Below are 23,255 nucleotides of genomic sequence, written 5' to 3'. Positions count from 1 at the left end.
CATGCTCGCACGGTGCCGGTCGGCAGCACCGGCGAACTGGACCGATCAGAAGTCGGCGCGCGGCTGGTAGGCCTTGAGGTAGCGGTCGATCACCCCCCGGGCTTTCGACAGCTCGGCAGGCGTCAGGCTTTCCTCCGCATTGCGCTGCATCGAGGCCAGCTCGCCACTGTCATCCTTGAGGCCGTTGGCTATTGCGACGGACAGCCAGACATAGGCCTTTCTCATATCCTTGTCGAGCCCCTGCCCCTTGTAATAGAGACCTCCCAGCCGCGCCTGGGCCACGGCAAAGCCTTGCACCCCGGCCTGATGGAACCACACGGAGGCCTGCTTGTAGTTCTCCTTCATGCCTTGGCCATTGCAGGCCATGATGCCCAGCTGGGTCTGCGCCAGGGGATCGCCCTGCTTGGCAGCCTTCTCGAACCACTCGACGGCGCGCCGCTCGTCGCGCATGACGCCGTCGCCCTGCAGGTAGAGAAAGCCGACGCGGGTGGCGCCCTCGGCCAGGCCGTGCTCCGCCGAACGGCCATACCACTGCGCGGCCTTCAGGGCATCCTGCGGCAGACCGTTGCCCTGCTCGTACATGAGAGCGACGTTGTACTCGGCTACCGGGTATTCCTGGCGAGCCGCCTTTTGCATCCAGAGGGTGGCCTGGCCGATGTCCTTCTCGATGCCACGGCCTTCGGAATACATCCGCGCGATATTCGCCTGGGCCTCGGGCAGCCCCTGCTCGGCGGCCTTCAGGTACCACTCGAAAGCCTGCCGGTCATCCTGAGCAACACCCTCCCCTTTCGCATACATGAGCCCCAGGTCGAACTGGGCGTTGGCATATCCCTGCTCGGCCGCCTTGCGGAACCACTCCGCGGCCTTGACCTTGTCCACCTCGACACGAATGCCTTGGTAATACATCACCCCCGCATCGAACTGGGCCTCGCTGTTACCCTTTTCGGCATCCCTGAGAGTTTCCTGCGAGTAGGGAAGAGAGGTTTCCTTGTCGAGGCCGAGGGAGGAACAACCCTGCAGGATTGACCCGATGAGGATCAGGGGCAGTAAGCGGTTTCGTACGTTCATGGGGGATCGAAGACTCCATTGTTCCTGTCAGAGGCAGCTCGACCATCCCCGGATAGAAGGAACAGGCCGAGCGGCGCAAGGGTATCACCGACGGGTACCCCGCAATACGGAACAATCGTCCGGCCTTGGAACAACACCTTTGCGGTAGAGGTATACGAAACCGATCCCGTGTAGCCGACGCCTGGGCGCGACATGCCTAGAAGAACCCTGTGACGCTCCGACCAGGCTCAAGGCGAGGCCGGCCCCCTAAACCAGGCGCCCCTCGAGCCTGATCGACGACAACCCGGGTTATTCCGCGCCGAAGCGAAGCCTCGATGAGATGATAGGGCGCAAGCAAGGCAGGCGGCGCTCATTCGCTCCTGTAAGCAGCAAAGCCGTCCGGCACTCGGTAGCACCTGGGAGGACCAGGTAGTGCTGGATGACAGCGGGAGCTAAGCAGCCATCCGTTCGCACTCCTCGGCACACGAGCGACAGGCTTGGGCACAGCGCTGGCAATGCTCAGCCTCATGCCGGGCGCACTCCTCGCCACAAGCGCGGCACACTTCAGCACATTGCTGGCAGACGGCCTTGGCGTAATCACTTCCTCGAGCCATCAAGGTAGCCGCCACCTTGCAGAAATCTGCACAGTCCATATCCAGAGCAACGCAGCGCGCCATCGCTTGCACGTCGCTCTCACGTAGACAAGAGGCAGAACAGGTCTCGCACGCCAACGCACAGTTACTGCAGGCCTGGATACAGGATTCATTCATGGAAGCGCTCATTCTTCGTCCCTCTCGTTTGCCACTGGACAGGATAAGACTGAAAAAAGCACAGCCTTATGGGGGACTTTAGAGACGATAGAAAGGTTTCCACGAAGGGATGAATGGGGAGATGCCGATGCCGCTTTCGGGCCAATTCCCATAGCTGCAGGTGAATTGCAGCCAGCTATATCGCTCGATCGACTGATTCCGCGTCGGTGTAGTGGCCACCAGGGATCAGGGCAAGTATCGCCAGCCACTCATCGGCTACTCATCCTCCCGGAGAACACCTCGGAACTACTGGCGTGGAGACGATTCAGACCTGATGAGGGGCAAGTCCCCTCATCCACTCTGAAAGCAGTAGAGGAAACACATCATGCCCACTCAGAAAAACTCCACCACAGGTACCGAGCGCGAAAAGTCCCAGGACACCAGCCGTCAAGGCGGCAATATCGATAGGGAGCGTGAAAGATCATCGGACATGGGCCACCAAGGTGGTCAACAGCAACAAAAAACTCCCGGAAGTGGCCAGCAAAGCCCCGGAAGTAACCGTCGCTAATTCCGCATGAGAGGCCAGGGATGTGATGGCGTCACGTTGACTGCTCTTGCGTCCCCGGCCCCGGCATCAACAAGCGTCGGTTTCCCTGTTGAGACAGATAGAAACACTCCTCAAAGACTCATTACGAAGACACATTCCCATCATCAAACCGTTGGAATCCCGTATTCCTACCTTTCCAAACAGTCCTTCAAATGTCTCGATTGACGAGCCGATCCGCCTCTCCATTGACTATGCTTGATATTCAGCCCTCCACCCAGCCGATAGTCCTGAAATTAACTTCTTGATTATTCGGGATTAAGGTCATCGACGCATAAATCCCGCCCTAAGAAGGAGAGTCGACATGGCCGATATTCTTGGCAGCAATGGCCCCGACACCCTCAACGGATTCATATACAGCGACAGAATCTGGGGCTACGACGGCAATGACATCCTCAACGGCGATAACAGCAGCGACATCCTCTACGGAGGCAGCAATAACGACCTGCTCAATGGCGACAACGGCGACGACCAGCTCTTTGGTGGCAACGATAATGATTGGCTGATTGGCGGCAATGGTAAAGACACCCTGAACGGCGGAAGCGGCAACGACATATTCGACTTCAACTTCCTCTCGGAAATGGGCGTGAATAATGCCAGCCGGGACGTCATCACCGATTTTAACCCGGCAAGCGACAAGATCGATCTATTCGGCCTGGATGCCAATATCACCACACCTACCGACGATGCCTTCAACATGATCATCGGCCCTGGGGTGGCCTTTAACCAGGCAGGACAATTAAAGTTCGAGAATGGATTGCTCTACGGCAACGTGAACAACGACAACGAAGCCGACTTCGCCATCGAACTTACTGGAATTGCCTATCTCACCCTGGACAATCTGGTCGCCTAGCCAGACGAAAAGCAACGTCCGACTCGACTCTGCCGACGACCGCGTCGCGTTTGGGTTTCAGCCTTGACCCGCCCCCATCTTCCCCTGCCCATGAACGAGAAACCGGTTCTTGGAGCCGGTTTCTCGTTCATGGATCACGCCTGCCGGCAGAGCCGGCGCCCGCTCCCTAGCGCATCTCGAACAGCTCCTGATGGAAGTCATCGACGGCGAGCCCCTTGGCGATCAGCCCTTCGCGCAGGGTCTGACCGAAACCGGCCGGGCCACAGAACCACAGATCAGCGGACTGCCATTGCGGCACTTGCTCGCACAGACGATCCGAACTCAGCCGCCCATCCTTGCCGCTGACCAATACATGCAGACGCACCTGCGCCCGCTTGGCCAGCTTCTGCAGCTTGTCGATGAAACCGGCATCCGGAGCGCTGGTGCTGTAGAAAAGATCGATGCTCCTGCCGTCGGGCTTATGCGCCAGGGACTGCATCCGGGCGATGAACGGAGTGATCCCGATACCGCCGGCCACCCAGATCTGATTCGTCTTCTTGCTGGTGAAATTGAAGAAACCATAAGGGCCTTCGACCTGAACCAGATTCCCGACCTTAAGGGTATCGGGCAGCCTGGACGTGTAATCGCCGATACCCTTGATCAGGAATCGCAATTTGCCATCTTCGTGCCAGGCGGAAGAAATCGTGAAAGGATGCGCGCCTTCTGCCGGATCGAAGGTGACGAAGGCGAACTGGCCGGCCTTGTGTCCGGGCCAGCGATCCTTCAACTGGATGACTACCCCCAGCACCCGGTTGTCCTTGTGCAACATCAGCTCGTCTATCACACCAACGGCCCGACGCTTATGCCCCACCTTGCGGAACAGGGATACGAACGCAGCGGCGCTGCCCACGGCCATCAGCACCGCCATCACCACGCCGATGGGCGAGCTCCAGTAGTCGGTCTTCATCAGCACCACGGAGTGAAAGACTAGGGTCAGGTAGACGATCGCCAGAATACGGTGGGTCTTGAAGAAGTGGCGATAAGGGAAACGTTTGATCAGAGCCAGCACGATCAGGACGACGGCAATATAGAAGGCCCACTCCCCCACCTGCTCCGCCAGACCTCGCTGCTCCCGGAAGAAGCGGAAAAGGGCCAGACTCGGCTCAGTGGCCGCTTTACGGGCAGGTTTGACCAGCAGCCCCCAGCCGACCATCCACTTGGGAACCTTCACCCACAGCCAGTGCACGATGGAGACCACCAGAGCGGTGATTCCCAGCCACTTGTGCAGGCGGTAGGTTTTATCCAGCCCGCCGAAAAAGGGCTCGAGGCTGATCGGCCGAATCGACAGCAGTATCCCGACACTCATCACCCCCATGGCAAGGATGCCGGTGAAGTTCACCATGGAGGCGCGCAGCTTGAAGAATTCGTACTGGGCGGCCAGCAGATCGTCGGCAAGCAGCCACAGCAGGGTCAAGCCGATCAGCAAAACGATGTAAGTCAGCCTGATGTTTTTCATGTTCATGTGCCTTCCAAAGAGATTGGCGATACGACTACGGAGAGCATAGAAGCGAGACAAGCAAGGGCAATCCCGCTCCTACCAACTGCGGTAATGTGCTCTTCTCATCCGGCACTTCGTACCATAGTGCTACCAATATATGGAAAAGCCCATATTCGGGCCTTGAGGCATGTCATCGGGAAGAGCCTCCCGAATTATCCTCTGCAAGATCTGACAGATAGCCGATCCGAGTGACGAGCCTCTAATTGACCGAGCTGATTTCAAATACGGCAGGGGTTGGCTTTTGCCGAGAACTTGGCGTAGAGTATCTAAACTGTGTTTGCTAGGGTCGCTGTTGAATCGTGACCTGGTGGCAGTAGATCCTACAGATCCGCTACATCCCGCTCGACTTCTCTTACTCTCTGCAACCAGTTCCAGTCCCTGTTGTCACAGAGACTGCCATCAACTCAAGTTTCAAGGAAATAAGACAATGTCGAATCGTCAAACCGGCACCGTCAAATGGTTCAACGACGAGAAGGGTTTTGGTTTCATCACCCCTGAGAGCGGTCCGGATCTGTTCGTGCACTTCCGCGCCATCGAAGGTACCGGCTTCAAGAGCCTGAAAGAAGGCCAGAAGGTCAGCTTCGAAGCAGTGCAAGGCCAGAAAGGCATGCAGGCTGACAAGGTCCAGATCCTGGGCTAATTGCAGTTTGTAACCCGAAGCCCCTGATGGCAGTCATCAGGGGCTTTTTTGTGCCCGGATTTCGTAGAATGACGGCCTTTGCCTCACCGTGAGCCCGTCATGTCGAAACACCCACTTTTCCCCCAAGGCGAATTTCCCACCGCAGGACTGATCCGCCGGCTGGCGGCCATGTTCTACGACTTCCTGCTCTGCGTCGCCCTGCTGATCATCGTCACCTTCATCTACAAGCTGATCCAGATGTCCATCATCGGGGTCGAGCAACTGAAGCAGCTCTCGGATTCCGGTGCACTGGATAAAGATCCGCTGCTGTCGACCATCCTTTTCTTCACCCTCTTCGGCTTCTTCGCCAAGTTCTGGACATACAAAGGCCAGACCCTCGGCATGCAGGTCTGGGGCCTGCGCATCCAGAATACCGATGGCACCGCCATCAGCCTGTGGCAGGCGATGCTGCGCTTCCTGGTCGCCATTGCCTCCTTCCTGTGCATCGGCCTCGGCTACTTCTGGATGCTCTGGGACAAGCAGGGACGGACATGGCACGACATCTACTCCGACAGCCAGGTCGTCCGACTGCCGAAGGGCATCCACAAGAAGAAATAGTGCAGGACCTCGAAGCGGTGCCGCGGTAATCCGAAACGATTGCTGCGGCAGTCATCGCGAGCCCCCCCTACCCGGCCCGCCGCAACAGGATGATACCGACCACGGCGCAGACCGCCGCCGGCACCAATACCGCCAGCAGGGGCGAGAAACCGAATACCTGGCTGGAAGGCCCGAGCAAGTCCTGCAGGATGCGGAACACGAAGCCGACCAGAACCCCGGTGAAGACGCGCTGCCCCAAGGTCACCGAGCGCAGGGGGCCGAAAATGAAGGAAACCGCCATCAGCACCAGCACCGCCGTGACCAGTGGCTGCAATACCTTGGTCCAGAACGCCAACCAGTAGCGCTCGCTGTTCAGGCCCTGCCCTTCCAGATAATGGATGTAGCGCCACAGTCCGCTGATCGGAAGGCTTTCCGGGTCCATGACCACTGTGCTGAGCAGCTGCGGGCTCAGATCGATATCCCAGCTCTGGCTGTCAGCCCTGACGACCTCGGTGCTGCGAGCATGGAAATGAGTGGTCGCCACATTCTCCAGTTGCCAATGACCGTTTTCGAACTGTGCCTTTCTGGCGAAGCTGGAGGAAAGCAGCCGGCGCTTGTCGTCAAAGTGGTAGCGAGTCACCCCGAACAGCAAGCCACTGGGCTGCACCGCATTGATGTGTACGTACTCGTTGCCCTGACGATGCCAGAGACCATGCTTGGAGCTCTGCGCCTCGCCTTCGCCTTGTGCCATGGAGCGCTGGGCCTGTGCCAGCTTTTCGCTCCAGGGCGCCAGGTATTCGCCGATGAGGATCCCGACGAGCATCAGCACCAGCATGGGCTTCATCACGGCCCAGACGATGCGGCCCAGGGATACGCCGGCGGCGCGCATGATAGTCAGCTCGCTATGGCTGGCCAGCGTACCGAGACCGACCAGACAGCCGATCAGCGACGCCATCGGCAACAACTCGTAGATCCGCTGCGGAGTCGTCAGAAAGACATACCAGGCGGCCTGGGCCACCCCGTACCGGCCTTGCACATCGCTCAGCTCATCGATGAAAGCGAACAGCAGGGAGAGAAAGACGATGATCCCGAGCACCGTCAGGATGGCGAAGAAGATGCTGGCCCCGACATACCGATCCAGCTTACGCATGCCTTACCCCCCGGCGTCCTGCACGGAACTGCGCCCACTTCAGACAGATCGATTCCCAGTACAGCAGGCACAGACCGATCAACAGGAACAGGCCATGCACCCACCAGAGCCCCAGCGCCGTAGGAATATTGCCCTTGTCCAGGGCGCCGCGGGCCGCGACCAGCAGGGCCAGATAGGCCATGTAGAGCAGAACCGCCGGCAGCAGCTTGAGAAAGCGCCCCTGGCGCGGATTGACCTTCGACAAGGGCACGGCAAGCAGGGTGACCACGAAGACCAGCACCGGAATCGACAACCGCCACTGGAGTTCGGATTTGTACTTCTGCACATCGCTGTCGATCAGTTGGCGAGTGGGAATAGCCTCGCGCTCGCTGATCTCCCCGCTCGCGGCCGGCTTGGGCAGCAGCACGCCATAGGTGTCATAGCGAATCACCCGGTAGTCGGCCTGGCCGGGCTTGCCATCGTAGCGATAGCCATCCTGCAGGATCAGATAGCGGCCGCCATCGGGCTGGATCTCCTGGCGCCCGCTGTTCGCCACCAGGACGGTGATGCCCCGGTCCTCCTTTCCTGCCCCGGCGGCCCGCTTCTCGGTAATGAACACACGGGAGAGCTGGCTGCGGTCGTCGGACAACTCCTCGACATAGGTCACCCGCGAACCATCCCGCATGGACTGGAAGCGTCCCGGAACCAGGGTATCGAATTCGGTGAGGGCCTCCTGCTGGTTGAGCAGGAGCTCCATCGCGGCGATCCCCTGGGGAGACAGCCACAGGCTCAGCCAGGCGACGAGCAGGGCAACCAGCGTCGCGGGTATCAGACTGTAGCCGAACAGGCGCTGCTGGCTCATGCCCGTCGCCCGCAGCACGGTGATTTCGCTGTCGAGGTAGAGGCGGCCGAAGGACAGCAGGATGCCGAGGAACAATCCCAACGGCAGGATCAACTGCAGGAACCCGGGCATCCGGTAGAGCATCAGCGAGAACAGCACGCCGGGGTCGAGCAGCCCCTGGGCCGCCTGTGCCAGGTACTTGATGAAGCGGCCGCTCATGATGATCACCAGCAGCACGGCGCTGACCGCACACTGCGTCAGCAGCAGCTCACGGGAAAGATATCGAGAGATGATCAAACCAGACACTCCAGGGTTGTCAGCCTCAAGCCGCTGTGCTCAAACTAGCCGACTGTCCGCCGGCCGCCGCATACGTGCCTAGAAAAAAAGACCGGCATTATCCAGCAAACCCAACTTTCTGTCTCGGGGACATCTTGCCATGCAATTCGTTGTCAAAAGCGTCAGCCCGGAAAATGTGAAAACCGCCACGCTCGTGGTCACCGTCGGCGAAGGCCGCAAGCTGGGCGCCGCGGCCAAGATCCTCGACACCGCCAGCAATGGCGCTCTGTCGGCGGTACTCAAGCGTGGCGACCTGGCAGGCAAGCCCGGCCAGACCCTGCTGCTGCACGGACTGCCGAACCTCAAGGCCGAGCGCGTGCTGCTGGTCGGAGCGGGCAAGGAGCGCGAACTAAGCGACCGCCAGTTCCGCAAGGTGATCACGGCCACCTATGGCGCGCTGAAAGCCCTCGGCGGCAGTGATGCCGCAGTGGCGCTCGACGAACTCCAGGTCAAAGGCCGCGATGCCTATGGCAAGACCCGTCTGCTGGCCGAGGTGCTGGCAGATAGCGGCTACGTGTTCGATCGCTTCAAGAGCGAGAAGGCCGATCCCCAGGCGCTGAAGAAAGTCGTCCTGCTCTGCGACAAGGCCGACCAAGCCGATGTGGAGCGCGCCGCCACTCACGCCCTGGCGATCGCCAACGGCATGGCCCTGACCCGTGACCTCGGCAACCTGCCGCCGAACCATTGCCATCCGAGCTTCCTGGCCGAGCAGGCGAAGGCCATGGCCAAGGAACATGACAACCTGAAGGTCGAGGTTCTCGACGAGAAGAAGCTCAAGGAACTGGGCATGGGCGCCTTCCTCGCCGTCGGGCACGGCAGCGAGCAACCGCCACGACTGATCAGTCTGCAGTACAACGGCGGCGGCAAGAACGAGCAACCCTTCGTGCTGGTCGGCAAGGGCATCACCTTCGACAGCGGCGGCATCAGCCTCAAGCCGGGTTCCGGCATGGACGAGATGAAGTTCGACATGAGCGGTGCCGGTAGCGTCCTCGGCACCTTCCGCGCGGTGCTGGAGCTGCAGCTGCCGATCAACCTGGTCGGCCTGCTCGCCTGCGCCGAGAACATGCCCAGCGGCCGCGCCACCCGCCCCGGCGACATCGTCACCAGCATGAGCGGGCAGACCGTGGAGATCCTCAACACCGACGCCGAAGGCCGCCTGGTGCTGTGCGACACCCTGACCTACGCCGAGCGCTACAAGCCGCAGGCGGTGATCGACATCGCCACCCTGACTGGCGCCTGCATCGTCGCCCTCGGCAGCAACACCTCCGGTCTGATGGGCAATCACGAACCGCTGATCCGGCAACTGCTGAAGGCCGGCGAAACCGCCGCCGACCGCGCCTGGGAACTGCCGCTGTTCGAAGAGTACCAGGAGCAGCTGGACAGCCCGTTCGCCGACATGGCCAACATCGGCGGCCCCAAGGCCGGTACCATCACCGCCGCCTGTTTCCTCTCGCGCTTCGCCAAGAAGTACCACTGGGCGCACCTGGACATCGCCGGTACCGCCTGGATCAGCGGCGGTAAGGAAAAGGGCGCCACCGGCCGTCCCGTGCCGTTGCTGACCCAGTACCTGCTGGACCGCTGCAAGGCCTGACAACGTCAGGAGCGGGTGGAGCCCAGCCTCCACCCGCCTCTCCTCATAAGCCCCATCCACGATCGATGTCCTATGCCCCAGATCGACTTCTACATCCTCCCCAGCGCAGATCCGGCCGCACGCCTGCTTTTCGCCTGCAAGCTGACGGAGAAGGCCTGGCGCCTGGGGCATCGTATCTATCTGCACTGCCAGGACGAGGCGCAGCGGGAAACCCTGGACGCCCTGATGTGGAGCTTCCGAAGCGAAAGCTTCCTGCCCCACAGCCTGGCCGAAGAGGATGGGAGCGCCCCGGTCGCCCTGGGGCTGGGTACCGATCCCGGCAGCCATGGGGACCTGCTGATCAACCTGGCCCTCGCGGTACCGCCCTTCTCGGCCCGCTTCGCCCGGATCGCCGAACTGGTGGTGAGCGACCCCACCATACGTCAGGCCAGCCGGGCGAGTTACCGTTTCTATCGCGAACAGGGATATCCTTTGCAGGATCATCGCTTAACCCACATCTGACTTCGATGGACAAACGACCGCTGCACACCGCCTATCTGCTGAACGATCTGCAATCGATCCGCGACCTGCTGGACGACCCCGAGGAACTGCTCCCGCCGCTGCTCGTCGACCAGCCTCTGGACGAGGAGATCGAGATTCCGCTGCTGTCGGAAGTCATCGAACCCGCCGACGAACAGCCGATCGCTCCCCCGCCGGCACCGGTCACCGGAAGCCAGCGGCCATTGCGCCTGGACCGGACGCTGCGCCAGGAAGCGGAATTGCTCCTGCAGGAAGTGGTCGACGACTTCGTGCCGCAGATCGAGGCCGAACTCCGGCGCCGCCTGGAAGCCCGCCTGGATCGACTGCTGTCCGGCCGTCTGAACGACTGACCCCCTTCGCTCTCCTGCCTGTCCGGGGCCGCATCAGACCCTCGGCCGCCCGCCTCCGACAGCGATCGCCCGTCTGCGGTGCAGCCATAAATACATAAGGCCATCTTTCCCTTTATACTTGTTGGTTTTCCCGATTAGCCGTTTTATAAGGGTCCCGCCGCATGGACAAGACCTACCAGCCGCACGACATCGAATCCCGTTGGTACGCCGAATGGGAGTCCAAGAACTACTTCGCGCCGCAGGGTTCGGGCGAGCCCTACACCATCATGATCCCGCCGCCGAACGTCACCGGCAGCCTGCACATGGGCCACGGCTTCAACAACGCGATCATGGACGCGCTGATCCGCTTCCGCCGCATGCAGGGGCGCAACACCCTGTGGCAGCCGGGCACCGACCACGCCGGCATCGCCACCCAGATGGTGGTGGAGCGCCAGCTGGGCGCCCTGGGCGTCAGCCGTCATGATCTCGGCCGCGAGAAGTTCCTGAACAAGGTGTGGGAGTGGAAGGAGCAGTCCGGCGGCACCATCACCCGGCAGATCCGTCGTCTCGGCTCCTCGGTGGACTGGTCGCGCGAGCGCTTCACCATGGACGATGGCCTCTCCGAAGCGGTCAAGGAAGCCTTCGTGCGCCTGCACGAGGACGGCCTGATCTACCGCGGCAAGCGCCTGGTCAACTGGGATCCGAAGCTGCACACCGCGATTTCCGACCTCGAAGTGGAGAACCACGACGAGAAGGGCAGCCTGTGGAACCTGCGCTACCCGCTGGCCGACGGCGCGAAGACCGCCGACGGCAAGGACTACCTGATCGTCGCCACTACCCGTCCGGAAACCATGCTCGGCGACTCGGCCGTGGCGGTGAATCCGCAGGATGAGCGCTACCAGGCGCTGATCGGCAAGTTCGTCGAGCTGCCGCTAGTGGGCCGGCGCATCCCCATCGTCGGCGACGACTACTGCGACCCGGAATTCGGCACCGGCTGCGTGAAGATCACCCCGGCCCACGACTTCAACGACTACGAGGTCGGCAAGCGCCACGATCTGCCGCTGATCAACGTCCTCGACAAGAACGCGGCGATCCTCGCCACCGCCCAGGTGTTCAACCTCGACGGCAGCGTCAACACCGAGCTGGACGGCAGCCTGCCGGCGCAGTTCGCCGGCCTCGACCGCTTCGAGGCGCGCAAGCAGATCGTCGCCGCTTTCGAGCAGCTGGGCCTTCTCGAGAAGATCGACGACCATGCCCTCAAGGTGCCCAAGGGCGACCGCTCCGGCGTGGTGATCGAGCCCTGGCTGACCGACCAGTGGTACGTCTCCACCAAGCCGCTGGCCGAGAAGGCCATCGCCGCGGTGGAAGACGGCTCCATCCAGTTCGTGCCCAAGCAGTACGAGAACATGTACTTCAGCTGGATGCGCGACATCCAGGACTGGTGCATCAGCCGCCAGCTGTGGTGGGGCCATCGCATCCCGGCCTGGTACGACGAAGCAGGCAACGTCTACGTCGGCCGCGACGAGGCCGAGGTTCGCGCCAAGCACAACCTCGGCGACATCGCCCTGCGCCAGGACGAGGACGTGCTGGACACCTGGTTCAGCTCGGGCCTGTGGACCTTCTCGACCCTCGGCTGGCCGGAGCAGACCGACTTCCTGAAGACCTTCCACCCCACCGACGTGCTGGTCACCGGCTTCGATATCATCTTCTTCTGGGTCGCCCGGATGATCATGATGAGCCTGCACCTGACCGGGCAGATCCCGTTCAAGACCGTCTACGTCCACGGCCTGGTGCGCGACAGCCAGGGCCACAAGATGTCCAAGTCCAAGGGCAACGTGCTCGACCCGCTGGACATCGTCGACGGCATCGATCTGGAAGCCCTGGTGGCCAAGCGCACCAGCGGCATGATGCAGCCCAAGCTGGCGGAGAAGATCGCCAAGCAGACCCGCGCCGAATTCCCGGACGGCATCGCCAGCTACGGCACCGATGCCCTGCGCTTCACCTTCTGCTCGCTGGCCTCCACCGGCCGCGACATCAAGTTCGACATGGGCCGGGTCGAGGGCTACCGCAACTTCTGCAACAAGCTGTGGAACGCCACCAACTTCGTGCTGGAGAACACCGAGGGCCAGGACTGCGGTGTCAACGACGAACCGATCGAGCTATCCTCGGTGGACCGCTGGATCATCTCCGCCCTGCAGCGCTGCGAGCAGGAGGTCACCCGCCACCTCGACCAGTTCCGATTCGACCTGGCCGCCCAGTCGCTCTACGAGTTCATCTGGGACCAGTACTGCGCCTGGTACCTCGAGCTGGTCAAGCCGGTGCTCTGGGACGAGACCGCCAGCATCGAGCGTCAGCGCGGCACCCGCCGCACCCTGGTGCGCGTGCTGGAGGTCATCCTGCGCCTGGCCCATCCGTTCATGCCCTTCATCACCGAGGAGATCTGGCAGCGCATCAAGGGTCTGGCCGGCAAGAGCGGCCCGACCATCATGCTGCAGCCCTGGCCGGTGGCCGATGAGAGCCGCATCGACGAAGCCGCCGAGGGCGACATCGAGTGGGTCAAGGAGCTGATGCTCGGCGTGCGGCAGATCCGCGGCGAGATGAAGATCTCCATGGCCAAGCGCATCGACGTGATCCTGGCCAACGCCAGCGAGCAGGACCGCCGTCGCCTGGCCGCCAACGAGCCGCTGCTGGCCAAGCTGGCCAAGCTGGAATCCATCCGCGTCCTGGAGGCCGGCGAGGAAGCGCCGCTGGCCGCTACCGCGCTGGTCGGCGAGATGGAAGTGCTGGTGCCGATGGTCGGTCTGATCGACAAGGACGCCGAGATGGCGCGCCTGGACAAGGAGCTGCAGCGCCTGGAGGGCGAGGTCAAGCGCGTCGGCGGCAAACTGGCCAACGAGGGCTTCGTCGCCAAGGCCCCGGCCGAAGTGCTGGAGAAGGAGCGCGCCAAGCTGGCCGAAGCCGAGCAGGCGTTGGCCAAGCTGGGCGAACAGCGCGCGCGCATCGCCACACTCTGAGCCCCTGCCCAGGATGAAGGCCCGCCCCGGTGGCGGGCCTTTTGCTGTCCGCCGCTCCGGCATCGTCCTTGCAAAGACCCGATCCGGGGCACGCCCGTCGGCCATGCCCGGTTTTCTCTATCTCAACCTGGAAGCTCGCCCATGTACGCCTGGATAGCCCTGATCTTCGTTGTTGGTTACCTGTGCATCGCCTTCGAACACCCACTGCGCATCGACAAGGCCGCCACGGCCATTCTCACCGCCGTAGTCTGCTGGACCCTGCTGGCGCTGGGCGAAAGCAGCATTCTGCCGGCCTCCGCGGTCGAAGGCGGCCACGGCGCGATCGAGGAACTGCGCCATCATCTGGGCGAGATCTCCGAGATCCTGTTCTTCCTGCTCGGCGCCATGACCATCGTCGAGCTGATCGACGCCCACGAGGGTTTCCGGGTGATCACCGACCGAATCGGCACCCGTCACCGGGTCAAACTGTTGTGGATTGTCGGATTCATTACATTTTTCCTCTCGGCGGCACTCGACAACCTGACCACCACCATCGTGATGATCTCGCTGCTGCGCAAGCTGATCGGCGCGCAGCGCGAGCGCTGGTTCTACGCCGGCATCGTGGTGATCGCCGCCAACGCCGGCGGCGCCTGGTCGCCGATCGGCGACGTGACCACCACCATGCTCTGGATCGGCAACCAGATCACCACCGCCGGCATCGTCCGCCAGCTGTTCCTGCCCAGCCTGGTCTGCCTGCTGGTGCCGCTGGCGGTCCTCAGCTTCGTCCTGCGCGGCGAAACCGAACGCCCGCGAGCGGCCTTCTCGACCGAGGAAGGCCGCCGTGCCCCGACCAATCCGTTCGAGCGCGGCCTGGTACTGGCCCTCGGCCTCGGCTCGCTACTGTTCACCCCGGTGTTCAAGACCGTCACCCACCTGCCGCCGTACATGGGCATTCTGCTTGGTCTCGGCGTGCTGTGGATCGCCACCGAGGTGATCCACCGCGGCAAAAACGACGAGGACAAGCACCCGCTGTCGGTGGTCGGCGTGCTGCGCCGCATCGACACCCCCAGCGTACTGTTCTTCCTCGGCATCCTGCTGGCGGTCTCCAGTCTGGCCACCGCCGGGCACCTGACCCAGGTCGCCGGCCTGCTGAAGGATCAGTTGGGCAACGTCTACGCCATCAACGTCGCCATAGGCCTGCTGTCCTCGGTGGTGGATAACGTACCGCTGGTGGCCGGCGCGATGAAGATGTACCCGCTGGCCGACGCCGCCGCGGTGGCCGCAGCCGGTGGCGAAGCCGGCTGGCTGCAGCACTTTCTCACCGACGGCACCTTCTGGGAGCTGCTCGCCTTCTGCGCCGGCACCGGCGGCAGCTGCCTGATCATCGGCTCGGCCGCCGGCGTGGCGGCGATGGGGATGGAACGGATCAACTTTATCTGGTATCTCAAGCACATCAGCGGCCTGGCCCTGCTCGGCTACTTCGGCGGGGTCGCCACCTACCTGGCGCTCCACGCCCTCACCTGAGAACCGGATCACTGCACATGGACGCGAGCAAGACCCGCACCAGCTTCTACCGCCGCCTGTACCTGGCCTGGCTGATCGACAGCGGTGCGGCCACCAACATCCCGGCGCTGATGGCCGCCACCGGAATGCCGCGACGCACCGCCCAGGACACCCTGGCGGCGCTCGCGGATATGGACATCGACTGCGTGTTCGAGCAGGAGGACGGCGAGCGCCACAACGCCGGCCATTACCGCATCCGCGACTGGGGCGCCATCGACAAGCGCTGGATCGGCGAGCACCTGCCGCGGATCAAGGGCCTGCTCGGCTATCCCTGAGCGGGCCGGCGCCTGCGTATCCGGCCCGACTTGTGGGACAATCCCGTCCCCTTCGTCACCGCCGCCATCTCCGCAATGCCGAGCAAGTCCCGTCCCCCATCGCCCAGCCAGCCGCCGAAGAAGGCTTCGCTGCACCCGCGCAACCGCCATCAGGGCCGCTATGACTTTCCGGCGCTGATCCGCCGGCACCCGGCCCTGGCGGAGTTCGTCATCGTCAACCCGTACGGCAAGAAGAGCATCGACTTCGCCGATCCGCAGGCGGTGAAGACGCTGAACCGCGCCCTGCTGGCCGATTACTACGGCATCCGCCACTGGGACATTCCCCCAACCTACCTGTGCCCGCCGATTCCCGGGCGCGCCGACTACCTGCACGGCCTGGCCGACCTGCTGGCCGACGGCAACGAGGGCGCCATCCCGCGCGGCGCGACGGTCCGGGCACTGGACATCGGCGTCGGCGCCAACTGCATCTATCCGCTGATCGGTCATCACGAATACGGCTGGCGCTTTCTCGGCGCGGACATCGACGAGACCGCCCTGGCCTCGGCCGCGACCATCGTCCAGGCCAACCGCCTGCAGGACGCCATCCGGCTGCGCCGTCAGGCCGATCCCCGGCACGTCTTCCAGGGCCTGCTGAAAGCGGACGAGCGCTTCGATCTGACCCTGTGCAACCCGCCCTTCCACGCCTCTCAGGAAGAGGCCGTGAGCGGCAGCCGACGCAAATGGCACAACCTCGGCAAACTCGACCCGGCCCGCAAGCTGCCGCTGCTGAACTTCGGCGGTCAGGGGGCGGAACTCCACTGCGAAGGCGGGGAGGCGGGATTCCTGCGGCGCATGATCGCGGAAAGCGCTCATTTCGCCGGACAGATCTACTGGTTCAGCAGCCTGGTCTCCAAGGCCGGCAACCTGCCGGTCGTCCAGACCGCGCTGAAGAAGGCCGGCGCCCGCGAGGTGCGTACGGTGCCCATGGCCCAGGGACAGAAGCAGAGCCGCTTCGTCGCCTGGACCTTCCTCGACGCCGAGGGGCGGCGTCTCTGGCGGGAAACCCGCTGGCAGGCGAGCGAGCGGCGATGACGGTGGAACAGGATAGACATATGCCCCTGCGGGGCACGATCGATGATGCGGACGGCGGCGCAGGGGCCGCCACTTTCAGAGCCGACCGCGACTGACGCTGGAGCGCCAGGGGGATCGGCGCTCGGCCACGGCATGATCCCAGCGGCCGCGGTCCTTGAGTTCGGCGGTGCTGACATAGCGCGGAGCGCCGCCGATTTCCTCCAGCTCGGTCATGCCGGCCAGTTCGCTGACGACCCGATAACGCTTGCCGACTTTCTTGTCCTTCAATGGATAGAGTTGCTCAATTTGTTGGGCGAGTTCGATAAGGGGGGACATACCACACAGCTCCAGATAGCCATGGCAGCTATTTACAAGGAATTCGTTACGTTAATGCGTCACGGAAAATCTTCCATGACCGAGGGCAAGGGATTCAGCCGGACAGGCAGGCGCTCGTCTGCGGCAGCTCCTCGATGAACGCCTGCATCAACTGCAGCAGTTCGGCCGGGCGCTCCAGATGCGGCGTGTGCCCGCAGTTCTCCACCAGCAGCTTCCAGCCGTGGCGGGCCTGCGACACGATGGCCTCGACCTGGGCCAGGGTGGCGTACTGGTCCTCCAGGCCCTGCACCACCAGCAGCGGGCAGTCGATGGCGGGGAGCAGGTACTCGATGTTCCAGTGCCGGAACCAGTCCGACAGCCAGGTCTCGGACCAGGCCCGGAAGACGCCGGCGGTCTTGCTTCCGTGATATTTCTCCAGCCCTTGCAATTTGCCTGCCTGGGAAGCCTCGACGGCAGTCTCGATGCCCTTGATGGTTTCGGCCTCGACGAACACATGGGCCGCCTCGCAAACCAGCCCACGCAGGCGGGCCGGGCGCTCCGAGGCATGGATCAGGCCGATGCTGGCGCCGTCCGAGTGGCCGACCAGGACGTAGTCGCGTTCCGGAATCAGGCTGGAGATCAGCCGCGGCAGCTCGTCCAGGGCGTAGCGGTGCAGGTAATGGAGGGTGCGGGGCTGGGTGAGTGCGGGCGATGCACCATAACCGAGCCGGTCGTAGACCAGCCCCGGGCAGCCGGTGGCCTGACAGAGCGAACGGGGAAAGTCCTTCCACATCGCCGTGCAGCCCAGACCTTCGTGCAGGAAGACCAGATAGGGCTTGTCCGTGTCGCCGTCGATCAATTCGTAATGGAGGGCCGTCTGGCCCCCTGACAGAACCGTCATCGAGCTTGTCCTTTTCTTGTTATGGATGGGGGTAAATGCGGGAGCGGCCAGGCACCCGCCTGACTGGTTCACAGACTGCGGGCGGCGGCCCGGGTTCCGGGCGTCAGTGGATCAGCGCAGGTATTCCCGACTCACGGCACGGAACAGCTCGCTGCCGGCTCGCTCCAGCCATTCGTAGGCCACCATCTCCCGCGAAACGATGGCGGCACCGGCCTGGCGCATGCGCTCCAGGGCCAGGGCCTTGTTCGCCGGCTGGCGCGAAGCGACCGCCTCGGCGACCACGAAGACCTGCCGCCCCTGGGCGAGCAGGTCGAGCACCGTCTGCAGCACGCAGATGTGCGCCTCGCAGCCGCAGACCACGAATTGCGCACGGTCGCCGCCGGGCATCAGGAACAGGTCCGGTTCGCGGGCCGCGGAAAAGTGCAGTTTCTCGAGGATCGGGGCCCCATCGAGCAGGGGCTGCAACTCGGCGACGGTCGGACCGAGGCCCTGGGGATACTGCTCGCTAACCAGCAGCGGTACGTCGAGCCGGCGCGCCACCCGGCTCAGCCAGAGGCTGTGTTCGACCAGCGCGGACGCCCCGTCGAGGGCGGGCACCAGCTTCTGCTGGATATCGACGATCAGCAAGGCCGAGGTTTCGGCTTTCATCAACATGGAATGACGCTCCTTTCTTGTTGTTATCGGTCATGTGAGGGGCGGATGCCGTTCGCCCCTGCTGTTATCCCGGCACGGCGAAACGCCGCTCCAGCGCACTGTACCCCATGCCGAAGCCCTTGCTGACCTTTATCTGCACCGGGATGCGCTCCTTCAGCGCCTCCACGTGGCTGATCACGCCGATCATCTTGCCGCTGGCGTTCAGGCTGTCCAGGGCGTCCAGCGCCACTTCCAGGGTTTCGCCGTCGAGGGTGCCGAAGCCCTCGTCGAGGAACAGCGAATCGATGCTGGTCTTGTGGCTGACCAGGTCGGACAGGGCCAGGGCCAGGGCCAGACTGACCAGGAAGCACTCGCCGCCGGAGAGGGTGCGGGTATCGCGGGCGGCGTCGGCCTGCCAGGTATCCACCACCTCCAGTTCCAGCTCGCCGCCGGCGCGCCGCGCCAGCTGGTAGCGGCCGTGCAGACGGACCAGCTGGCGGTTGGCCAGATGAACCAGGTGATCCAGGGTCAGGCCCTGGGCGAAGCGGCGGTACTTGGCACCGTCCGCCGAGCCGATCAGGCCGTTGAGGTGCTGCCAGAGATCGTAGTCGCCCTGCTGGCGCTCGATCTCGGCGAACAGCGCCTGCTGGTTCTGCCGGCGCTGCTCGTCGGCCCTGAGCTGGGCGCGGATTTCCCCCTGGCGCTCGGCCAGGGTCCTGAGCTGCCCGGCCAGCGCCTGCAGCTGCTGCTCCAGCTCCTCGCGGCCGGCGCCGGTCTTCGGCTCGGCGAGCAGCTGGGCGAGCTGGTGTTCGGCGTCGGCGAGCAGGGCCAGGGTCTCGGTCTGCGCCCGCTCCAGGCGCTGGCGGAGCTCCTGCAGCCGGCCGCGCTCGGACTCGTCGAGCAGTGCTCCCAGGAATGCCTCTTCGTCGGCGAACGGACTCTGCGCCAGCTGCTGCTGCCAGGTCTCGACACAGGCGGTGCATTGCCGGCGATATTGCTCCAGCTGCTCCTCCAGGGAGCGCAGACGCCCGCCCAGCTCGTCGGCCCGTTGCCGGGCGACGTTCAGCCCGGCCTCCGCCTCGTGCAGATCCGCCTGCGGATCGGCGCTCGCCGCCGGGGACGCCGGCTCGGCCTCGTCCAGAGCGCGCCAGCGCTGCTGCCAGAGTTCGGCCTCCTTCTCGGCGACCTCGACGGCGGCGCGCTGGGCCAGCCGCTCGCGCTCCAGCTGCTGCAGGCGGTTCTGTTTCTGTTGCCAGTCCTGCCAGTCTGCCTGGCGGAGGGCGAGCCAGTCGCCGCCCGCTTCCGCCAGGTCGTAGCCGAGGCCGGCCAGATCGGCGGCGAGGCCCTCCTCGCAGCGCGACAGCGTCGCCTGCAGCTCGGCCAGCTGCTCGGCGAGGGCGGCCAGACCCTTCTCCTGGCCCTGCCGGCGCGCATCGAGCACCTGCAGCTGCCGCTCGCCCTGTTCGCAGCCCCGCTCCTCCTGCAGGCGGATCTCGCCGGCCAGCTCCAGCGCCCGCTTGTCGTGCTCGAGCTGCTGGAGGCGCTGCTGCTGGGCCTCCAACTGGGCGGCCAGCTCGCCCTGCCGCCGTTCGAGGTCGGCGGCGTCGGCCAGCTCGACGCCCAGCTCGCGGCACAGCTGCCGCCAGCGCTCGCGATGCTGGGCCAGATCGGCCTCGTCTTGGGCGCGGCGCTGGCGCAGGGTCTTGAGTTCGGCCTCAAGCACGGCTAGCGCATCCCGCGTCGCCTCGCCCTGGCGGAGCACGTCGTCCAGTTCCGCCTGGCAGGCCAGCAGGGCCTGCTCGCTGGCCGAGACGTCCAGCGCCCGATAGGCCTCCACGGCCGGGTGTTCGAGGGAGCCGCACAGCGGACAGGGCTCGCCGGGCTGCAGCTGGCTGCGATGGGCTTCCAGATCGAGGATCCGCTGCTCCTGCGCCAGCAGCTGCTTCTTGGCCGCCACCAGGGCGTTGAGGTCCTTGTAGCGCAGGCGCAGGGCTTCACGCCGGGCACTCTGCTCGCCGTGCCGCCGCTCCGTGTCCTCCAGCTCGCGGGCGAGCGCGGCGAGGCGCGCCTCGCCCTGGCTGCGCTGACCGGCGGTCTGCTCCAGCTGCTGCAGCAGGCTGCGCTGGGCATGCAGTTGCTGCCAGCGCTCGCGCAGGGCGCTTTCGTCCTGCCCCTGCAACAGCGCGGCGAGGGCGTCCCGGGCCTGCTGCTCGGCGGCTCGAGCCGCCGTCAGCCGCGTCTGCTGTGCCTGCAACCGCTCCTGCTGCTGCCGATACTCAATGCCCAGCGCCTCCAGGGCCTGTTGCTCGTTGCGCTGGCGCGCCGAGATCGCGGCGATCTCCTCGCGGAAATGACGACGACTCTCGAACTGCCCGCGCCAGAGGCCGAGACGCTCGCCCAGCTCGCCATGGCGGGCCTGCTCGATCAGTTGCTGCGCCAGTTGCCGGTGCTGCTCGCCGAGCCGCTGGGCATGTTCCCGGCTAGTCTGGACGATCTGCAGGCTCAACTGGCTGGCGCGCCAGAGCAGGCGGCCCACCGCGGCTCTGGCCTGATGCTCTTCCTGGCGGGTCTGGCCGAACTGCCGCTCGCCCTGCTCCAGCTGCAGTCGGGCCTGCAGCCAGGCCTGGTGAGCCGGCCGCAGCCGGATCGCCGGCTCGCTGGCCGCCAGCCGCTGCAGCTGCGGGGTGGCTTCGGCCAGCGCCTGCTCGGCCTGCCGGCGGACCAGCGCCGCGCCCTGGCAGCGCTGTTCGGCGCCGGCCACCGCCTCGCGCCACTGGCACTGGGCCTGCAGCTCGGCCTGCTGCGCCCGCAGCGGCGCTTCTTCCGCGGCCAGGGTGGCGGCCTGCTCCTCCAGGTCCCGCCGCTGCTCGTCGCTCAGCAGTTCGACGCCCGCGGCCCGCGCCTTCAGCAGGCCCAGCGCTTCGCCCGCCTGCTTGGCGTGGGCATAGACCCGCTGGGAAATCTGCCCGTAGATGTCGGTGCCGGTCAGCTCCTCGAGCAACTCGGCGCGCTGGTTGGCGTTGGCCTCGAGGAAGGCGGCGAAACCGCCCTGGGCCAGCAGCATGGATTTGGTGAAGCGCTCGAAGTCGAGGCCGGTCAGCCGCGCCACCTCCTTCGGCTTCTCGCTCAGCTTGTCGCTGATGATCCGCCCGTCCAGGTGCGCCAGCTCGGCGGTGGCCGGCTGCAGCGCGCCGTCGGCCCTGTCGCGGGCGCGGCGCTGGCTCCAGAAGGCCCGGTAGCCCTCGCCCCGGACCTCGAATTCCACCTCGGCCAGGCACTCGGCGGTGTGCCGGGTCATCAGCTCGTTGGTCTCCTTGGAGATCCGGTCCATGCGCGGCGTGCGGTGGTAGAGCGCCAGACAGATGGCGTCGAGCAGGGTGGTCTTGCCGGCGCCGGTGGGCCCGGTGATGGCGAACAGGCCGTTGTCCTTGAACGGCTCGGCGCGAAAGTCGATTTTCCACTCGCCCTTCAGCGAGTTGAGGTTCTTCAGGCGCAGGCTGAGGATCTTCATGCCTCGCCCTCCCGCAGCTCGCCGAGGACCTGGCGGTAGAGCCCACGCAGGCGCTCCGGCAGCGGCGGCGCCAGCGTCTCGCCGGCCAGGCGCTGCTCGAACACATCCTCGGCGCTCAGCTCGTCGAGGGTCTCCTGGGCCTCGCGGCGGAGCGTCGCGGCCATGCCGCCGCGCTCGCGGCGGATGCGCAGCACCTCCACCGGCAGGCCTTCGCAGAGCCCGGCGATGCGCGCCTGCAGGTCGGCCAGATGGTCGTCGGCGACGACCTGCACCTCCAGCCACACCGGCCGCTCGGCGCTGCCCTGCGCGGCCGCCTCGGCGATGGCCCCGCCCAGCTCGCCCAGCGCGCCGCGCAGCGAGGCGAGCGGCTGGAAGCAGGGCACGGCGAGCGGCGTCACCGCCCGCAGGCCGCCTTCGTCCAGGTCCACCAGCAGCACCTCCTTGCGCTGGCGCGCCTCGTCGAAGGACAGGGGAATCGGCGAACCGCTGTAGCGGATGTGCTCCAGGCCGCCGACCTTCTGCGGCCGGTGGATGTGGCCGAGGGCGATGTAGGCCGCCGGCGGGAAGGCCCCGGTGGGAAAGGCCTCCAGGGCGCCGACGTAGATTTCCCGCACCGACTCGCTGGCACTGGCGCCGACCGTGGTCAGGTGGCCGCTGGCGACGATCGGCAGGCCGCCGCCCAGCTCCGCCCGGCGCGCCTCGGCCAGCTCGTACAGGGCGCGGTAATGCGCGCAGATGGCGGCCTGCAGCGACTGCTGCTTGTCCCGCGCGCTCTGCCCGGCCTCGCTTTTCAGCACGTCGCGCGGGCGGATGAAGGGGATGGCGCAGAGGATGGCGCCGGGCGTACCGTCGCGCCGCTGCAGAACCTGCAGCTGGGCGGTGAGATCGTCGTCCACCGCCGGAATCACGCAGGTGTCCAGGCAGGCCAGCAGGGTGCGCGACTCGCCGAGCATGGCCACCGAGTCGTGGTTGCCGCCGAGCACCACCAGCCGGGTGCCGGTGGCGCGCAGCTCGACGATGAAGCGGTTGTACTGCTCGCGGGCGTAGCTGGGCGGGGTGCCGGTGTCGAACAGGTCGCCGGCGACGATCAGCGCGTCCACCTCATGCTCGCGGACCCGCTCGATCAGCCAGGCGCAGAAGGCCTGGTGCTCGGCCTGGCGGGACTTGCCCATGAAATGCTGGCCGAGGTGCCAGTCGGACGTGTGCAGAAGGCGCATGGTGCGGCGGAATCCAGTGGCTCGCGGAGCCGGGAACCTTGGCACT

At 64.8% G+C, this 23,255-nt stretch carries 21 protein-coding genes; 11 read left to right on the top strand and 10 right to left on the bottom strand.

What is annotated here, in order from left to right; genetic code table 11:
- Nucleotides 1-45: 45 nt before the first annotated feature.
- Both ACFOJE_RS00780 and ACFOJE_RS00775 read right to left on the bottom strand, forming a co-directional pair.
- The gene (locus tag ACFOJE_RS00780; RefSeq protein ID WP_377812317.1) at nt 46-1,068 is read right to left on the bottom strand and encodes an SEL1-like repeat protein; all 1,023 of its coding nucleotides are present in this window, start codon (nt 1,066-1,068) and stop codon (nt 46-48) included.
- Between the two features lie 431 nt (nt 1,069-1,499).
- Entirely contained in the window at nt 1,500-1,829 is a 330-nt protein-coding gene (locus ACFOJE_RS00775) for a four-helix bundle copper-binding protein (RefSeq protein ID WP_377812316.1), read from the bottom strand.
- A gap of 352 nt (nt 1,830-2,181) precedes the next feature.
- On the opposite strand from ACFOJE_RS00775, the gene ACFOJE_RS00770 reads away from it, so the two are divergent.
- Both ACFOJE_RS00770 and ACFOJE_RS00765 read left to right on the top strand, forming a co-directional pair.
- The gene (locus ACFOJE_RS00770; protein WP_377812315.1) at nt 2,182-2,364 is read left to right on the top strand and encodes a hypothetical protein; all 183 of its coding nucleotides are present in this window, start codon (nt 2,182-2,184) and stop codon (nt 2,362-2,364) included.
- A gap of 340 nt (nt 2,365-2,704) precedes the next feature.
- Nucleotides 2,705-3,253 carry a M10 family metallopeptidase C-terminal domain-containing protein gene (locus tag ACFOJE_RS00765; RefSeq protein WP_377812314.1) on the top strand — a complete coding sequence of 183 codons (549 nt, stop codon included), beginning with the start codon at nt 2,705-2,707 and terminating at the stop codon, nt 3,251-3,253.
- 166 nt (nt 3,254-3,419) lie between these two features.
- Here ACFOJE_RS00765 and ACFOJE_RS00760 read toward each other — a convergent pair whose 3' ends face one another.
- Nucleotides 3,420-4,748: a ferredoxin reductase family protein gene (locus ACFOJE_RS00760; protein ID WP_377812633.1), complete on the bottom strand. Its 1,329-nt coding sequence runs from the start codon at nt 4,746-4,748 to the stop codon at nt 3,420-3,422.
- A gap of 469 nt (nt 4,749-5,217) precedes the next feature.
- On the opposite strand from ACFOJE_RS00760, the gene ACFOJE_RS00755 reads away from it, so the two are divergent.
- Both ACFOJE_RS00755 and ACFOJE_RS00750 read left to right on the top strand, forming a co-directional pair.
- Complete coding sequence (locus ACFOJE_RS00755; RefSeq protein WP_012699820.1) at nt 5,218-5,430, top strand: cold-shock protein; 213 nt, start codon at nt 5,218-5,220, stop codon at nt 5,428-5,430.
- A 99-nt stretch (nt 5,431-5,529) separates the two neighbouring features.
- On the top strand, nt 5,530-6,027 hold the full coding sequence (locus ACFOJE_RS00750) for an RDD family protein (RefSeq protein ID WP_377812313.1): 498 nt from the start codon (nt 5,530-5,532) through the stop codon (nt 6,025-6,027).
- A gap of 67 nt (nt 6,028-6,094) precedes the next feature.
- Here the strand turns inward: ACFOJE_RS00750 and lptG are convergent, their stop codons facing one another.
- Both lptG and lptF read right to left on the bottom strand, forming a co-directional pair.
- A complete protein-coding gene (gene lptG, locus ACFOJE_RS00745; RefSeq protein WP_377812312.1) occupies nt 6,095-7,156 on the bottom strand; it encodes an LPS export ABC transporter permease LptG in 1,062 nt (353 codons plus the stop codon).
- A complete protein-coding gene (gene lptF, locus ACFOJE_RS00740; RefSeq protein ID WP_377812311.1) occupies nt 7,149-8,273 on the bottom strand; it encodes an LPS export ABC transporter permease LptF in 1,125 nt (374 codons plus the stop codon). Before lptF ends, lptG begins: the two co-directional genes overlap by 8 nt.
- 139 nt (nt 8,274-8,412) lie before the next feature.
- Between lptF and ACFOJE_RS00735 the strand changes: the two genes are divergently transcribed.
- From ACFOJE_RS00735 to rlmF, 7 genes are all read left to right on the top strand, one after another.
- On the top strand, nt 8,413-9,903 hold the full coding sequence (locus ACFOJE_RS00735; RefSeq protein ID WP_377812310.1) for a leucyl aminopeptidase: 1,491 nt from the start codon (nt 8,413-8,415) through the stop codon (nt 9,901-9,903).
- A 72-nt stretch (nt 9,904-9,975) separates the two neighbouring features.
- Entirely contained in the window at nt 9,976-10,404 is a 429-nt protein-coding gene (locus tag ACFOJE_RS00730; protein WP_377812309.1) for a DNA polymerase III subunit chi, read from the top strand.
- 5 nt (nt 10,405-10,409) lie between these two features.
- Nucleotides 10,410-10,772, top strand: a complete 363-nt coding sequence (locus tag ACFOJE_RS00725) for a DNA polymerase III subunit chi (RefSeq protein ID WP_377812308.1) — start codon at nt 10,410-10,412, stop codon at nt 10,770-10,772.
- 161 nt (nt 10,773-10,933) lie between these two features.
- Nucleotides 10,934-13,765: a valine--tRNA ligase gene (locus ACFOJE_RS00720; protein ID WP_377812307.1), complete on the top strand. Its 2,832-nt coding sequence runs from the start codon at nt 10,934-10,936 to the stop codon at nt 13,763-13,765.
- Nucleotides 13,766-13,906: 141 nt separating this feature from the next.
- Complete coding sequence (gene nhaD / locus ACFOJE_RS00715) at nt 13,907-15,268, top strand: sodium:proton antiporter NhaD (protein ID WP_377812306.1); 1,362 nt, start codon at nt 13,907-13,909, stop codon at nt 15,266-15,268.
- 17 nt (nt 15,269-15,285) lie between these two features.
- A complete protein-coding gene (locus ACFOJE_RS00710) occupies nt 15,286-15,582 on the top strand; it encodes a winged helix-turn-helix domain-containing protein (RefSeq protein ID WP_377812305.1) in 297 nt (98 codons plus the stop codon).
- A gap of 75 nt (nt 15,583-15,657) precedes the next feature.
- Nucleotides 15,658-16,653 (top strand): 23S rRNA (adenine(1618)-N(6))-methyltransferase RlmF, encoded by a 996-nt coding sequence (gene rlmF, locus ACFOJE_RS00705; RefSeq protein ID WP_377812632.1) that lies wholly within the window; start codon nt 15,658-15,660, stop codon nt 16,651-16,653.
- 75 nt (nt 16,654-16,728) lie between these two features.
- On the opposite strand, the gene ACFOJE_RS00700 is transcribed toward rlmF, so the two are convergent.
- The 5 genes from ACFOJE_RS00700 to sbcD form a co-directional block, all read right to left on the bottom strand.
- Entirely contained in the window at nt 16,729-16,968 is a 240-nt protein-coding gene (locus tag ACFOJE_RS00700) for a hypothetical protein (protein ID WP_377812304.1), read from the bottom strand.
- Nucleotides 16,969-17,062: 94 nt separating this feature from the next.
- The gene (locus tag ACFOJE_RS00695) at nt 17,063-17,848 is read right to left on the bottom strand and encodes an alpha/beta fold hydrolase (protein ID WP_377812303.1); all 786 of its coding nucleotides are present in this window, start codon (nt 17,846-17,848) and stop codon (nt 17,063-17,065) included.
- Nucleotides 17,849-17,959: 111 nt separating this feature from the next.
- On the bottom strand, nt 17,960-18,502 hold the full coding sequence (locus ACFOJE_RS00690; RefSeq protein WP_377812302.1) for a hydrolase: 543 nt from the start codon (nt 18,500-18,502) through the stop codon (nt 17,960-17,962).
- Nucleotides 18,503-18,566: 64 nt separating this feature from the next.
- Nucleotides 18,567-21,992, bottom strand: a complete 3,426-nt coding sequence (sbcC, locus tag ACFOJE_RS00685; protein WP_377812301.1) for an exonuclease subunit SbcC — start codon at nt 21,990-21,992, stop codon at nt 18,567-18,569.
- Complete coding sequence (gene sbcD / locus ACFOJE_RS00680) at nt 21,989-23,209, bottom strand: exonuclease subunit SbcD (RefSeq protein WP_377812300.1); 1,221 nt, start codon at nt 23,207-23,209, stop codon at nt 21,989-21,991. Before sbcD ends, sbcC begins: the two co-directional genes overlap by 4 nt.
- Nucleotides 23,210-23,255: the final 46 nt, after the last annotated feature.

The organism is Azotobacter bryophylli, assembly GCF_042643485.1.
In the GTDB taxonomy this organism is placed as follows: Bacteria; Pseudomonadota; Gammaproteobacteria; order Pseudomonadales; family Pseudomonadaceae; genus Azotobacter; species Azotobacter bryophylli.
Note: the sequence above shows the minus strand (reverse complement) of the source record. Positions and strands in the feature narration are given on the sequence as shown.